This is a genomic window from Sorangiineae bacterium MSr11367, assembly GCA_037157805.1.
GTDB classification, from domain to species: Bacteria; Myxococcota_A; Polyangia; order Polyangiales; family Polyangiaceae; genus Pendulispora; species Pendulispora rubella.
In genome coordinates this window covers 5,736,576-5,750,323 of sequence record CP089983.1, presented here as the reverse complement: position 1 = coordinate 5,750,323, position 13,748 = coordinate 5,736,576, and the positions used below count along the sequence as shown (strand labels likewise).

The 13,748-nt window shown below is 67.4% G+C and carries 10 protein-coding genes; 7 read left to right on the top strand and 3 right to left on the bottom strand.

The genetic code is table 11. The features are described 5' to 3' along the window. Positions 1–37: 37 nt before the first annotated feature. Positions 38–3,034: a carboxypeptidase regulatory-like domain-containing protein gene (locus LVJ94_21820; GenBank protein WXB09855.1), complete on the top strand. Its 2,997-nt coding sequence runs from the start codon at positions 38–40 to the stop codon at positions 3,032–3,034. Here LVJ94_21820 and LVJ94_21815 read toward each other — a convergent pair. After that, a complete protein-coding gene (locus LVJ94_21815) occupies positions 3,009–3,431 on the bottom strand; it encodes a nuclear transport factor 2 family protein (GenBank protein WXB09854.1) in 423 nt (140 codons plus the stop codon). The two genes, LVJ94_21820 and LVJ94_21815, sit on opposite strands and share 26 nt — an antisense overlap. 67 nt (positions 3,432–3,498) lie before the next feature. Between LVJ94_21815 and LVJ94_21810 the strand changes: the two genes are divergently transcribed. Further along, positions 3,499–4,404, top strand: coding sequence for a LysR family transcriptional regulator (locus tag LVJ94_21810; protein WXB09853.1), 906 nt, complete (start codon positions 3,499–3,501; stop codon positions 4,402–4,404). Here the strand turns inward: LVJ94_21810 and LVJ94_21805 are convergent. Continuing rightward, entirely contained in the window at positions 4,401–6,062 is a 1,662-nt protein-coding gene (locus LVJ94_21805) for an amidase (GenBank protein WXB09852.1), read from the bottom strand. The two genes, LVJ94_21810 and LVJ94_21805, sit on opposite strands and share 4 nt — an antisense overlap. A gap of 62 nt (positions 6,063–6,124) precedes the next feature. Between LVJ94_21805 and LVJ94_21800 the strand changes: the two genes are divergently transcribed. Together LVJ94_21800 and LVJ94_21795 are read left to right on the top strand one after the other, a co-directional pair. Continuing rightward, on the top strand, positions 6,125–7,525 hold the full coding sequence (locus tag LVJ94_21800) for an insulinase family protein (protein ID WXB09851.1): 1,401 nt from the start codon (positions 6,125–6,127) through the stop codon (positions 7,523–7,525). Continuing rightward, positions 7,525–9,078 carry an insulinase family protein gene (locus LVJ94_21795; GenBank protein ID WXB09850.1) on the top strand — a complete coding sequence of 518 codons (1,554 nt, stop codon included), beginning with the start codon at positions 7,525–7,527 and terminating at the stop codon, positions 9,076–9,078. The genes LVJ94_21800 and LVJ94_21795 overlap by 1 nt, the downstream gene beginning before the upstream one ends. Before the next feature lie 7 nt (positions 9,079–9,085). On the opposite strand, the gene LVJ94_21790 is transcribed toward LVJ94_21795, so the two are convergent. Beyond that, positions 9,086–10,273: a MarR family transcriptional regulator gene (locus LVJ94_21790; protein ID WXB09849.1), complete on the bottom strand. Its 1,188-nt coding sequence runs from the start codon at positions 10,271–10,273 to the stop codon at positions 9,086–9,088. 248 nt (positions 10,274–10,521) lie between these two features. Between LVJ94_21790 and LVJ94_21785 the strand changes: the two genes are divergently transcribed. Genes LVJ94_21785 through LVJ94_21775 form a run of 3 tightly spaced genes read left to right on the top strand, consistent with a single transcriptional unit; the run spans position 10,522 to position 13,741 of the window. Further along, positions 10,522–11,796, top strand: coding sequence for an efflux RND transporter periplasmic adaptor subunit (locus LVJ94_21785; GenBank protein ID WXB09848.1), 1,275 nt, complete (start codon positions 10,522–10,524; stop codon positions 11,794–11,796). 26 nt (positions 11,797–11,822) lie between these two features. Further along, positions 11,823–12,551: an ABC transporter ATP-binding protein gene (locus LVJ94_21780; protein WXB09847.1), complete on the top strand. Its 729-nt coding sequence runs from the start codon at positions 11,823–11,825 to the stop codon at positions 12,549–12,551. Beyond that, complete coding sequence (locus LVJ94_21775; GenBank protein WXB09846.1) at positions 12,548–13,741, top strand: FtsX-like permease family protein; 1,194 nt, start codon at positions 12,548–12,550, stop codon at positions 13,739–13,741. The genes LVJ94_21780 and LVJ94_21775 overlap by 4 nt, the downstream gene beginning before the upstream one ends. The last annotated feature ends 7 nt before the right edge of the window (positions 13,742–13,748 follow it).

The window sequence follows — 13,748 nt, the reverse complement described above, 5'->3', positions numbered from 1 at the left end:
GGAATAGCTGACCCCGGCCATACGCTTTTGGTCACCGATGAACCGACGCACGTGGATCGCTTTGGGCGTCCTGGCAGCAGCGCTGTTCGCGTTCGCCGTGTACCGCTTCCGACACCGCGGTGACGTGGCGGCTTCGGGCGAGCGAGGCGATCCTGCGGTGTCCGAGTCCACCGCTTCCGAAGTCACCGCGAGCGATCGCGATCTTCCGCGCGGCAGCGTTTCGGGCCGTGTGACCGACACCGCGACGAAGCCCATCGCCGGAGCCCAGGTCTGTGCCTTCGCTTCGTCGGATCGGCTCGTGTCGATCGACAAACGCGTCCCGCGTTGCGTGACTACCGGCGCCGATGGCCGCTACCGCATCGAGGACCTGCTCGTCGCGAGCTACGAGGTGACCGCGTCGGCGACGAATTACCAGCCGGCGCGCTGGGTCAACCCGGAGAAGACGGGACGCGCGCTCACCCTTGCCTCCGGCGAGGCTCGTGAGAACGTCGACCTGGTTCTCACCGCCGGCGGCGTCGAAGTGCGCGGCCGCGTGCAGGACATCGGCGGCGGCCCCGTCGTGGGGGCGCTGGTGACCGTGCTGTCGACGGAGCAAGCCATGTTCGGTCCAGGCGGCGCCGCCAACGCGGTGGCCCAAAGCGACGGCAAAGGCGAGTGGCAAGTCTGGGTCGCGCCGGGCCGAATCGCCGCGCAGGTCACCGCGGAAGGCTACGCGGATGGCTCGAAGGATGGCATCGCACCGGGGCAGTTCATCGAGATCTCGCTGACCCCGGAATCGGTGCTCCAAGGCCGCGTCGTCGAGGCAGGCACCGACACCCCGGTGGCCGGGGCGCGCGTCGCCGCGAGCGGAGACTCCATGGGGTTCGGCCCGGGCGGTGGAGGCGAGCACACCGCGCTCACCGATGCGGAAGGGCGCTTTCGCATCGCGCGCCTCGAGCCCGGTCGTTACAAGCCGGACGCGAAAACGCCGCATCGATGGGGAACCGCCCGGGAGAGCGTCCTGCTCGGCGTCGGCGAGACGTCGGGCGAGGTGCTCATCGAAGCCCACCCGGCGGCCACCGTCAGCGGCCGCATCAGCTTCCGCGACGGCAAAGACGGAAAGGGCTGTGCACAAGGCGCGGTGAATCTCTCGGAGAAGGGCAAAAGCGAATTCCGCTGGGCGAAGGCCGACGACGAGGGCAAGGTGCGCGTCGAGGGCATGCTTCCCGGCACGTACCAGGTGGAAGTCTGGTGCAAGGACGCGGCCCTCGAAGAGAAATACGAACCGGTCACGCTCGCTGACAAAGACGTCGATGGTCTCGTGTGGAAGGTCAACGGGGGGCTTTCCTTGAGCGGCGTCGTCGTCGATGCCAAAGGCGCGCCCGTCGCTGGCGTCACGCTTTTCGCGCGCACGCGCGGAGGCGACGGCCGCGATCCGCGCAGCCGCACCGGGTGGGGCAACACCGAGAGCGAGAAGGACGGGACCTTCCGCATCCGCGGCCTGCTCGCGGGAACGTACAGCGTCGATGTTCGGCGTGAGGGTATCGCCTCTCCGAAGGAGCCCACCGAGGTCAAAGTCGATCGCGACGTCAGCGGCGTGCGCATCACGCTTCCGGCCGGCGGCTCCATCGAAGGCACCGTGGTCGATGGCTCGGGTGCCCCCGTGTCGGCGGCCAACGTGCAGGCCAAGGGCGGCACCTGGGGCTGGAACCAGACGACCACGCGCGACGACGGCACCTTCGCCATCAAAGGCGTGAATCCCGGCGACTACCGCGTTTCGGCCTCCCACGGCTGGTCGGCCATGCGCGCGCCCGGCACCAAGGACGACGACGTGCAAGGCGTCTCCACGGCCGTGAAGGCTGGGGAAACGGCCCGCGTGAAGGTCATCGTCGAGTCCCAACGCGACGAGATCCGCGGGCGCGTCGTCGACGACGGCGGCCAACCGGTCACCGACGCCTTCGTCGACGCCGAGCGCGAATCGGACAGCGCGAGCAAGGCGCAGGGGCAGGCGGGGCGCGCCATGCGCTGGGCGTGGGGGCGTCGCACACCGGTCCTCACGGAGCTCGACGGGCGCTTCACCCTGACGAAGCTCTCTCCGGGTACGTACACCGTGCGGGCGTTTCGCAAAGGGGGAGGCGAGACGATCTCGGAGAAGATCCGCACGGGGACGGAGGTCACGCTGACCATTCGCCGCACGGGATCCATCTCGGGCACCGTCGTCGGAAGCAAAGGCGCGTCGCCCGAGCGCTTCTCGGTGACGTTGCGCGACGAGAAGACGGGCGTCTCGCGCGACGAGAGCTTTTTCCGCACGGGTGGCAGCTTCGTGCTGCGCGACCTTCCCGCGGGCGACTTCATCCTCTCCGCCGAAGCGCCCGATGGCCGCGCGCAAACCAAGGTGCAACTCGAGCAGGGGGCCAAGCGCGAAGGCCTACGCCTGGAGCTCGAAGGCAACGCCAGCCTGCGCGGCCGCATCGTTGCGCTCGACAACGGGCAACCCGTGCCGGGCATGGTCGTCATGGTGCGCCCGGCGAAAGGAGGCTCCGGAATGATGGCCATCGGCGGCTCGATGGGGGACCAGGACCGCAAGAATGTCACCGATGCCGAGGGCCGCTTCGAGGTGGAGCGCTGTCCCGCGGGACGGGTCACCTTGAGCGCGTACCCCAACGACTACCGCGGCTCGGAGTTCTCCTCCATCTACCTGCCCCTCACCGTCGACGCGGGACGAACCACCGAGCTTGCCCCGCTCCGTGCACCGCGCAAGCGCACCAAGGGATTCGACGTGGGCGGCGATCTGGGCTTCGTCCTTCAAGAGCGATCGCCGGACGCCGACCTCGAGCAGGCGCGCAACATCGTGAGCGTGGTGCGACCGGGCAGCGCCGCGGCGAAGGCGGGGCTCGTGGTGGGCGACGAAATCGTGAGCGTCGACGGGCAGGACGTCGTCGGCGCGAACGGCTACCTCTATCGCTCCTTGAGCAACGTCCCCGAGGGAACGAGCATAGCGCTCGGGCTAAAGCGCGGTGGCCAAGTGGTCATTCAGGCGGCGAAGCCTCTGTAGGATCACCGAGCGCGGCCGTGACCAGTGCGGTGTCGGCGTATTCGACGAGCTCGCGCACCTTGCCCCCGGCCAGGCGGTACACGAAGCAGTAGGCATTGTTGTAGGGCATGTTGCGCTTGGTCATCACATCGCCGCGCGCCTCCACGACGACGAAATCGCCTTCGGCGATGACGCGAATCGCCGTGGATTTGTAGGAGGTGGCGAATTTCGTCCGAAGTGGCGCGAGGAGATCGCGGAGCGCGGATTCCTTTCCCTCGTAGGTCTTGGACCATGGCGTCGTGCCCGTCACCGTCCAGCGCACGTCGTCCGCCAGGCACTCCACGAACGGCCGCGAGTTGCCCTTGGCCATCTCCGAAAAAACATGCTGCAAGAGACGCTTGTTCTCGTTCGATTCCATGCGGGCAAGCATGGACAACGGGCGCCCGCGGCTCCAATCCATAGGTGGCATAGAGTCCTTTCGTCCCATGAATCTTGCTTCGCTCGACCTGAACCTTCTCGTGGCCCTCCAGGCGCTCCTCTCGGAGGAAAGCGTCAGCCGCGCTGCACAGCGCGTGGGTCTTTCCCAGCCGGCCACCAGCCACGCCCTGCAGCGGCTGCGCGACATCATGGGCGATCCTTTGCTCGTGCGCGTGGGCTCGCGCATGGAGCTCACTCCGCGCGCACTGGCGCTGCGGGCGCCGTTGGCCGACGCGCTCGCGCAGGTGCAGGGGCTCTTCGTGGCCGACACCTTCGACCCCGAGGTGAGCCAGCGCCGGTTCAGCGTGATGATGCCCGACCACGTTCTCAACTTGCTCGTGCCGCCGCTTCGCGAGCGCATTCGCACCGAGGCGCCCGGTGTCCGCGTGGACGTGGCGCCTTGGCGCGGCCCCGGCGTGATGACCGCGGATTTCGCGCGCACGATCGACTTGGTCATCGCCTGTACCGGGTCGGAATTTCCAGGCTTCCACGGCCAGCGCCTCTTTTCGGATACGGACGCCATCGCCATCCGGAAGGACCACCCGCAGCGCGCCTGTATCGGGCAGATGGAGCCTTTTCTCACGACGCCGCACGTGGCCGTCTTCGGCCGCGGCCAGCGCGAAGATCCCGTGGACACGTGGCTGCGCGAGAACGGCGTCGAACGGCGCGTCGCACTCGTGGTGCCGAGCTACCTGCAGGCCCTGCACATGGTCTCGTGCTCCGATCTCGTCGCCGTCGTTCCCCGCCGGCAGATCGAGGTGCTCGGGGGCGTGCTCTCACTCGATGCCGTCCAGCCGCCGCTCGATCCGGGGTCGTTCGAAGAGATCATGTTCCACCCGACCCGGGCGCAGGTCGATCCGGGATCGATCTGGCTGCGCAAGCACGTGCTCGCGATTGGTGGGCGGTTCGGCTAATTCTCGATGCTCGGGAGGTACGTCGGCTTCGTGCGAAGGTGCGTCGCTTGCTCGTACGCGTAGGCGATGCGCAAGAGCGAAGGCTCGGACCACGCGGGGCCGAACAAGAGAACGCCCGCCGGCAGGCCATGCACCGCGCCGCACGGGACGGTGATGCTCGGGTAGCCGGCGACCGCGGCCAAGGTGGACATCGAGCCGGTGATGGCGTCGCCGTTCACCAGATCCGTGGCCCAGGCCACCCCGCCGGTGAGCGTCATGATGGCGTCGAGCTTGTTCTCGCGCACCGTGCGATCGATCCCTTCGTCGCGTGCGAGCTTGCGGCACGCGGCCAAGGCTTCGCGGTACGCCGGCGTGTCGAGCGGGCCCTTTTTCAGGGCGCGGTCGAAGAGATCCTGCCGGAACCAGGGCATCTCCTCGCGGGCGCGCTGCACATTGAACTTCACGAGATCGTCCAGGGTGCGCAAGGGCTGGTTCGTGCGCGTGGCCAGGTACGCGGCCATGTCGGCCTTGAGCTCGTAGAGCAGCACCTCCACCTCGGGGTCTTCCACGGCCTTGGCGATGTCGCCCAGGGCACGGGCGCCCGCGCGTGCGGCCTCCGCCGGAGCGTGCGCTTCGATCTCGACGACCGTGGCGCCGAGCTTTCGCAACGCGGCGACGGCGTCATCCAGGGTGGCCATCAGGGGCGGCGTCATCCAGCGTTCACCGCGCAGCACACCGATGCGTGCGCCGCGGGCACCGTCTTTCGAGAGGAAGCGCGTGTAATCGCGCTCGACGCGGGCGCCGCTCGTCGCCGGATCGCGTGCGTCGGCGCCGGCGATGGCGCCGAGCACGATCGCGGCGTCGGCGACGGTGCGGGTCATGGGGCCCGCGGTGTCCTGCGAGTGCGCGATGGGGATGATGCCCGCGCGGCTGACCAGGCCCACCGTCGGCTTGAGCCCCACGAGCCCGCAGAGTTGCGCCGGGCTCACGATGGATCCGTCCGTCTCGGTGCCGAGGGCTGCGGCGGCGAGGTTCGCGGCGATGGCGGAGGCGGAGCCCGAGCTCGAGCCGCTCGCGTTTCGATTGAGCACGTACGGATTCTTCGTGAGCCCGCCGCGGCCGCTCCACCCGCTGACCGAGTGCGAGTCGCGCATGTTGGCCCACTCGCTCAAGTTCGTCTTGCCCAGGATGACCGCCCCGGCCTCCCGCAAGCGCGCCACCACGTGCGCGTCGCGCAAGGCGGGCGTGCCGAGCAGCGCCAGAGAGCCCGCCGTCGTTTGCATGCGATCGCCCGTGTCGATGTTGTCCTTCACCAGCAGCGGGATGCCATGCAGCGGGCCCCGCGCGCCCTTGCTGCGGCGCTCTTCGTCGAGGCGGGTGGCGATGGCCTGGGCATCGGGGTTGATCTCGAGCACGGACTTGAGCGCCGGCCCTTTGCGGTCGATGGCCTCGATGCGCGCGAGGTACGCGTCGACCAGCTCGCGTGACGAACAGTCGCCCCGTGCCATGCGTCCGGAGAGATCGGCGATGGTGGCCTCCTCCAGCTCCTCCAAGCGGAGCGCGCGCGGGCGCGGGGCGCTCGTCAAATGGGGCGCGGCCCCTGGGTTCCGGGCACAGCCACTGCCAAATTGGGCCAAAATGCCGGAAATCGTCGCACCGAGGAACGCACGTCGATCCATGGGGTCGGCACGATACCAGATCCGGCTTTGGACCGAACCTCGGGCAGGCCATACTGCGCGCCATGCTCCGTCGCATCTTCGATCCCACTCGCTGGGCGCGTACTGCGCTCGCCGCGGTGACCGCCTCCGTCACCCTGGTGGCCGCACCGACTGCCCAGGCCGAGCCGCCATCGTTATCGCTCGAAAAGACCCACCTCGCGAACGGTCTCGAGGTCATCCTGCACGAGGACCACCGGACGCCGATCGTCACGACCAACATTTGGTACCACGTGGGCTCGAAGGACGAGCCGGCGGGCCGCAACGGCTTCGCGCACCTCTTCGAGCACCTCATGTTTCAAGGCTCGAAGCACGTTCCCGAGGATGCGTACTTCCGCTTTTTGGAGCGTGTCGGCGCGACCGACGTGAACGGGACCACCAGCACGGATCGAACGAACTACTACGAGACGGTGCCGAAAAATCGGCTGAATCTGGCCCTATGGCTGGAGAGCGACCGCATGGGATTCTTGCTCTCGCACGTCGACGAGTTGACCTTCACCGGCCAGCGCGACGTGGTGAAGAACGAGCGTCGCCAGAACTACGAGAATGCACCGTACGGCTTGGTGGGGCAGTACATCTACGAGCGGCTCTACCCCGTGGGGCATCCGTACCACTTTCTCACCATCGGCACGCCGCGCGATCTCGATGCGGCGTCGCTCGAGGACGTGAAGGCCTTCTTCCGCACCTGGTATGCGCCCAACAATGCGACGTTGGTGATTGCCGGCGACTTCGATCGAACGAAGACGCTGGAGCTCGTGGGAAAGTACTTCGGGCCGATCCCGTCGGGGCCTGTCCCGGCGCGTGGCCCGGTGCCTCCGGTGACGTTGGCCAAGGAGGTGCGGCTCGACGTGTCCGCCGGGGTGGAGCTGCCGCGCGTCTACATCACGTGGCCGACGCCGCCGATGTTCGCGCCCGGCGATGGGGATTTGGATTTGCTGTCCCATGTGCTTTCCAGCGGAAAGACGAGCCGGCTGTACAAGAAGCTCGTCTACGATCTTCAAATCGCGGCGGACGTTTCGGCGTCGCAGGACTCGAGCCAGCTCGGCTCGACGTTCGGGATCGTGGCCACGGCGCAGCCCGGGCATACGGCGCAGGAGCTGCTCAAAGCCATCGACGAGGAGCTGGCCCTCGTGCGCTCCGGCGGTGTGAAGGGTGAGGAGCTTGCGCGGGCCAAGACGTCGGTGCTCTCCGGGCTCACGTTCAGCCTGGAGCGGACCGCGTCACGGGCCGATCGCATCAATCTGTACAACCAATACATGAGCGATCCGCGGTACCTCCCGAAGGACATCGCCCGCTACGAACAAGCGACGGCGAGCACCGTGCAGGACGTCGCGCGCCGGTACCTTCCGGCGGACAAACGCATCGTGACGGTGGTGACACCCGAAAAAGGGGCGCCGGTGGCGGGCCGCCTTAAAGGAGGTTCGTGATGAGGCGCGTTTCGTTGGGGGCCGTCGTGCTTGCGGGTTTGGTGGGCGTCATGGGGGCGGCCTGCGGTGGCACGCCGAAGCTTCCTCCGGCGCCGCCAGCACCGTCGCCCGTAGAGCCTCCCAAGCCACTCGAGCCGAGTTCACCGGTGGCCCCACGCGGGGAGACACCCGATGCGGCATTTCGCGAGAAGGCCCCGGACGAGGACGGCACCGTGGTCTTCACCCCGCCCAAGGTGGAGTCGTTTCGCCTGAAGAACGGGGTGCGCGTTCTCTTCGTGGAGCGGCGTGATCTGCCCATCGTGAGCGTGCGTCTGGCGCTGAAGGCCGGGGCGGGGGACTACCCTGCGCTCAAGCCAGGGGTTGCATCGTTCATGGGCTCGATGCTGGAGCAGGGAACGAAGAGCCGCAGCGCACTGCAGCTGTCGGACGACTACGAGGAGATTGGCGCGCAGCACGGGGCGTGGTGCGGGTGGGACTCGTGCGGTGGTTCGGTGAAGACGCTGTCGCAGCATCTCGATCGGGCGCTGCAGCTGTTGGCCGACGTGGTCACGCACCCGACGTTCCCCGATGCCGAAATCGAGCGGTTGCGCGCGCGGCGTTTGGCGGGGCTCGCGCAGGAGAAGACGCAGCCCGGTGCCATGTCGCAGAACGCGGTGTCCGCGGCGCTGTACGGGCGCAACCATCCCTACGGGAACGCGCTGGGCGGACGGGCGGAGGACGTGAAGGCGCTCGCGCGCAAGGATCTGCTCAAGGCTTACGAGACGATGTTTTCGCCGAAGAATGCGACGTTGGTGGTCGCGGGCGACATCACGCAAAAGGCGCTCGTGGACAAGCTGGAGTCGTCGTTCGGCGGGTGGACGGCGGCCGGTGCGGCGCAAGCTCCGAAGACGCCGGCGGTGCCTGCCGCGTCGAAGGGGCCGCGGCTCGTGCTGGTGGACAAGCCGGGGGCGGCGCAGTCGCAGGTGGCGTTGGTCGAGGTGGGAGTGCCGCGTCGCAATGCCGATCGCGATGCCATCACCGTGATGAACGCGATTTTGGGCGGCATCTTTTCGAGCCGCATCAATTTGAACCTGCGTGAGGCGAATCACTTTACGTACGGTGCGGGGTCGCGCTTCGCGATGCGGCACGGTGCGGGGCCGTTCTTGGCCGGTGGTGCGATGGTGGCCGAGAAGACGGCGGCATCCGTGGGCGAGCTGTTTCGCGAGATCCGGCGGATGATCGACGAGGACGTGAAAGACGAGGAGCTTGCAGACGCCAAGTCGGACATCAAGCATGGCCTGCCCGGGCGGTTCGAAACGGTGAGCGCGGTCACGTCGGCGGTGGAGGACATCTCCATTTACGACCTTCCGTTGGACGAGTTCGTGACCTTGCCCAAGCGGATTGATGCGGTGACGGCGAAGGACGTCCGCCGGGTGGCCAAGAAGTACCTCCACCCCGAGGCGCTGAAGGTCGTCATCGTGGGCGATCGCGCGAAGCTCGAGTCGGAGTTGACGCAGACCCTGCGGCTCGGCGCACCCGAAGGGCGCGACGCGTACGGGGATCTCGTGCAGTAGGCGGCGATCACTCGCGCACGGCGTACGTGACGGGGGGGAGTGTCCCGAGGGTGAACCGGTCCGCCCCCCCGAGCACCTCGATGTCGTAGCGTCCTTTGGCGTTCGCGAAGTCGGGGGATGCCCAGTCCGTCTTTCCGCCGACGGCGCCCAGATGGAGCGTGTCGATGGTGAGGCCGGAGGCGCCGCTCTTGACGACGAGCCGCGCGGGCACGCCCTCGGGCCGCAAGAGCGTGACCCTCTGGACACCGCCGCGGATGCGGACGATGATCGTGTCGGCGGGGCAGGGGAGCTCCAGGGTGACGTCCACCGCGCCGCCCGAGATTTCGAGCTCGCGCAGGGTGAGGGCGCGCAGGTCCGCGTCGACCTTGGTGACGCCGCCGCGAATGAGGATATGCCACGGAATGGACGGGTGGATGGCAAGCTCCGAGGGGCCCCGCTTCGACATCAGGCCGCGCAGCGTGGACCGCGCGGGCTCGACGACGATGTGACCTTCGTGGGCGGTGATGCGGGGTTCCGCTCCGGCGAACCGCGCGCGGTAAAGATACGGGCCGACCTCCGCGCGGAGCTTCCAGTCGGAGCACCCGCGCAGGAACTCCAGGTAGCCCACGCGGTCGCTCGAGAGCGGCGCGGAGAGCTCCGTCGTGTCCTGTGCCGGCGGGCTCGTTTCCGTGGCGGGGCCCATGGCCCGTACGCGCTCCGTTTCTTGGCGCATGAAGTCGAGCGTCGTGCGGAAGAAGTCGTGCACACGGGCGAGTTCTTCCACCGTGTAACGTGAGCACATCTCCTCCCAGGCCTTGGCGAAGGGGGCGAAGACGGCCATCAGCTCGGGTACGCGGTCGGGAAGCAGGCGGACGAGCACCTGCCGGCGATCGTCGGGATCTTTTTCGCGGCGGACGAACCCTGCCTTCTCGAGCCGATCGAGCACGCCGGTGACGGCGCCCGTGGTGAGACCCGTGAGCTCGGCCAGGCGCCCCGCGTTGAGTGGCCCCTCCATGGCCGCACGACTCGCGATGTCGAGGCACTTGTGATCGGTGACGCTGAGCCCCACGCGCTCCGCGATCGCCTGATGGAACAGGATGGTTCGTGCACTGAGCTCGCGGCCGAGCTCCTCGCCGATCGTGCGCGCCCAGTCCGCGCTGGTCACGGCGGAGGTTGGGGCTCTCTTATAGATGGGGTCGGTTGTCCTGTTGGCCACGAAGGATCTCCATGGATGCCTTAGTCGCTAAGATATATAGGCCGCCGAGATGAACCTGTCGACGTTTGTGCGGATTTTTCGACTATGGATATTAACTTAGTAACTAAGACACTTGACTAGTCAGATAACACGGTCCATTAGATATCTACCTTAGATACTAAGACAATTCGCTTTCGACGGCCGGCGTATTGAATTTCTCAAAAGTTATATTACCAATGGGTGATATTAAAAAGAAGGGAGCGCCCATCGTGGCACGCGTCCAAAACGATTCTCTTTCCGCGGAGCTGGCGTCGCTTCGCATCGATCGCGCCGACCGCAACGGCGTTTCACGGCCCACGTCTTCTCCCTCACCCCCGGCAGGCCGCGCGCGCCGCGGCCTTTCGAAACGTTGGATCGCACTGCTCGCGATGGTGGGGGTCGGCGCGGTCTCGGCCGTGTCGGCGCGTCCGCTGCTCGCGCGCGTGCAGCGCCCCGTCGTGCGCGCGACCGAGATTGCGCAGGTGGCCCCGTCGCAGGCCTCCGTCGAGCTCACCGCCACCGGGTACGTCGTCGCCCAGCGCACGGCCAAGGTCGGCGCCAAGGTGCAGGGCCGCATCACGAAGACCAACGCCCGCGAGGGCGATCGCGTCCGCCAGGGCGATGTTCTCTTCGAACTCGACCCCACGGATCAACGCCGCGAGCTGGCCGCCGCACGGGCGCGCGTCGACGTTGCGCGCGCCAAAGTGCAGGTGGCCCGCGCCACCCTCGCCGAGACCGAGCGCTCCTTGGCCCGCGAAAAGAAGCTCGCCGCCAGCGGCGCGGTGGCCGCCGCCACCGCGGAGGACATGGAAACGCGCTCCACGTCGCTCTCGGCGGCCGTTTCGGCGGCCGAGGCGGAAATCAGAGCCGCATCGGCCGACGCCGCCCGCATCGAAGCTGCCCTGCACGACATGCGCGTCCTCGCCCCCATCGACGGCGTGCTCACGACCAAGCCCCTCGAGGTGGGCGAGGTCGTCACCAACGAGACCCCGCTGGTCGAAATCCTCGATCCGGCTTCGCTCCTCGTCGAGGTCGACGTGCCCGAAGGTCGCGCGGGTGCCGTGGCCACCGATGCCCCGTGCGAAGTCGTGCTCGACGCCTTCCCGAACGATCGCCACCGCGGCCAGGTCGTCATGGTCGGACCGCGCCTGAATCGCGCGAAGGCCACGGCCATGGTCAAAGTGAAGTTCCTCGACACCGTTCCACAGCTGCGCGCCGAAATGGCCGCGCGCGTGGGCTTTCTGCGCGAAGCGCTCGACCCGGAGAAGCTTCACGCGGCGCCCAAGTCGGTGGTGCCCAAATCGGCCGTCGTCGAGCGGGGCGGGCAAAAGGTCGTCTTCGCCCTTCGGGGCGATGCCGTGCACCTCGAGCGCGTGACGCTCGGCGAGGCATTTGGCGCGGGATTCGTTCTGGCGGAAGGCCCTTCGCCGGGAACGCGCGTCGCGGAGAACCCGGGCCCGGATCTCGTGGATGGCCAGATGGTCAAGGAAAGCGAAGCCAAGTGATGGAACTGGAACTCGAACGACAACGAATGAACAACGCGCAGCCGAAGGCCGCCAACTCGGTGCGCATCGCACCCTTTGCCGACGGCCCTCCGGTCATCCAACTGCGCGGCGTCGCCAAGGAGTACCAGCGTGGAGGCGAGACCTTGCGCATCCTGAGCGATCTCGATCTGGACGTCGGCCAAGGCGCCTTCGAAGCCCTCATGGGCCCGTCGGGCTCGGGCAAGACCACCTTGCTCAACCTCATCGGCGGCCTGGATCGCCCCACGCGCGGCACCTTGGAAGTCGCCGGCGTGCGCCTCGACCAATTGAGCGACGCCGAACTCTCCGAGTGGCGCGCGCAGACCCTGGGCATCATCTTTCAGGCGTACAACCTGCTGCCCGTGCTCACGGCGCTGGAGAACGTCGAGCTGCCGCTGCTCCTCACGTCGCTCCCTTCGTCCGAGCGGCGCAAGCGTGCGCAGACGGCGCTGAAAATCGTAGGGCTCGAGCAGCGCATGGACCACTACCCGCGTCAGCTCTCCGGAGGGCAGGAGCAGCGCGTGGCCATTGCGCGCGCCATCGTCAACGATCCCCTGGTCATCATCGCCGACGAGCCCACAGGCGATCTCGATCGGCAGAGCGCCAACGAGGTGCTCGAGATCTTCGAGAAGCTTTACCGCGAGATGGGCAAGACCATCGTCATGGTCACCCACGATCCCACGGCCGCCGAGCGCGCATCGGTCATCCGCCGCCTCGACAAGGGAGCGTTGATATGAACCTCGGGCACTTGGTCGTGCGGAACGTGTTCCGCAACAAGGTTCGTCTCGGCCTGACCGTCCTCGGCGCGGCCATCGCGGTGATGACCTTCATCACCCTGCGCACGGCGCTGCGCTCGTGGACGGTGGCGCAGGAGTTCGCGCAGAAGGATCGCCTGATGACCCGGCACAAGGTTACCTTCGTTTTGCCGCTGCCCAAGCGCTACGCCGAGGACGTCGCCCATGCCAAAGGCCCCGACGGCCGGCCTCTCGTGCGCGCGGTGACCTACGCCAACTGGTTCGGCGGCCGCGAACCGAACCACCCGAACGACTTTTTTGCCAGCATCGCCGTCGACGGCAAGACGTACTTCGATGTCTACGACGACGTTCACGTGCCCAAGGACGAGTACGACGCGTTCCTGAAGGATCGCTCGGGGGCCATCGTCGGAAAAGGCCTGGCCGACAAGTTCGGCTGGAAGGTGGGCGACCGCATCAACCTGGAAAGTCCGCTGTATCCCGCGCCGGAAGGGGCAGGGTGGACGTTTACCGTCTCGGGCCTCTACACCGCGCCAGCACACGTCGGGCAGCAGACGTTCCTCTTTCACTGGCAGCGACTCGACGACACCTTGCGGCCCGAGCAGCGCAACATGATCGGCTGGATCACCAGCCGCACCACGGATCCCGACGGCGCGGTCAAGGCCAGTGTGGCGCTGGACCGCATCTTCGGCGAGCGCGACGTGCAGACGGTGAGTCAGGACGAGCGGACCTTCAACACGGGCTTCGTCGGCATGATCTCCTCCGTGCTCGACGTGCTCAGCGTGCTTTCGCTGGTCATTCTGGCCATCATGGGGCTCATTCTGGCCAACGCCGTGGGCATGAGCACCCGCGAGCGAACGGGCGAGTATGCTGCGCTCAAAGCGGTGGGCTTCAAGCCGCGCCACATCGCCTTCATCGTGGCCGGCGAGGCGGCGCTGATCGGCTTTCTCGGGGGGCTGGTCGGTCTCGTGCTCTCGTACCTGGTCGTCGACCGCGGTGTGGGGAGGTTCTTCGAGGAGAACATGACCCAGTTCTTCCCCGTCTTCCGGGTCGACGGCAGCACCCTCGCCATGGCGCTGGTCGTTGCCATCGCGCTGGGCCTCTGCGCGTCGCTCCAACCGGCGATCCGCGCGTCACGTTTGCGTGTCACCGAAGCGCTCCGGCGCGTGGCTTAGAGGAGCT

What these genes read in the sequence shown, in the direction of transcription:
- LVJ94_21820 (WXB09855.1), top strand. Translation starts at nt 38, where the DNA reads ATGAACCGACGCACGTGGATCGCTTTGGGCGTCCTGGCAGCAGCGCTG.
- LVJ94_21815 (WXB09854.1), bottom strand. Translation starts at nt 3,431, where the DNA reads ATGGAATCGAACGAGAACAAGCGTCTCTTGCAGCATGTTTTTTCGGAG.
- LVJ94_21795 (WXB09850.1), top strand. Translation starts at nt 7,525, where the DNA reads ATGAGGCGCGTTTCGTTGGGGGCCGTCGTGCTTGCGGGTTTGGTGGGC.
- LVJ94_21800 (WXB09851.1), top strand. Translation starts at nt 6,125, where the DNA reads ATGCTCCGTCGCATCTTCGATCCCACTCGCTGGGCGCGTACTGCGCTC.
- LVJ94_21780 (WXB09847.1), top strand. Translation starts at nt 11,823, where the DNA reads ATGAACAACGCGCAGCCGAAGGCCGCCAACTCGGTGCGCATCGCACCC.
- LVJ94_21775 (WXB09846.1), top strand. Translation starts at nt 12,548, where the DNA reads ATGAACCTCGGGCACTTGGTCGTGCGGAACGTGTTCCGCAACAAGGTT.
- LVJ94_21805 (WXB09852.1), bottom strand. Translation starts at nt 6,062, where the DNA reads ATGGATCGACGTGCGTTCCTCGGTGCGACGATTTCCGGCATTTTGGCC.
- LVJ94_21810 (WXB09853.1), top strand. Translation starts at nt 3,499, where the DNA reads ATGAATCTTGCTTCGCTCGACCTGAACCTTCTCGTGGCCCTCCAGGCG.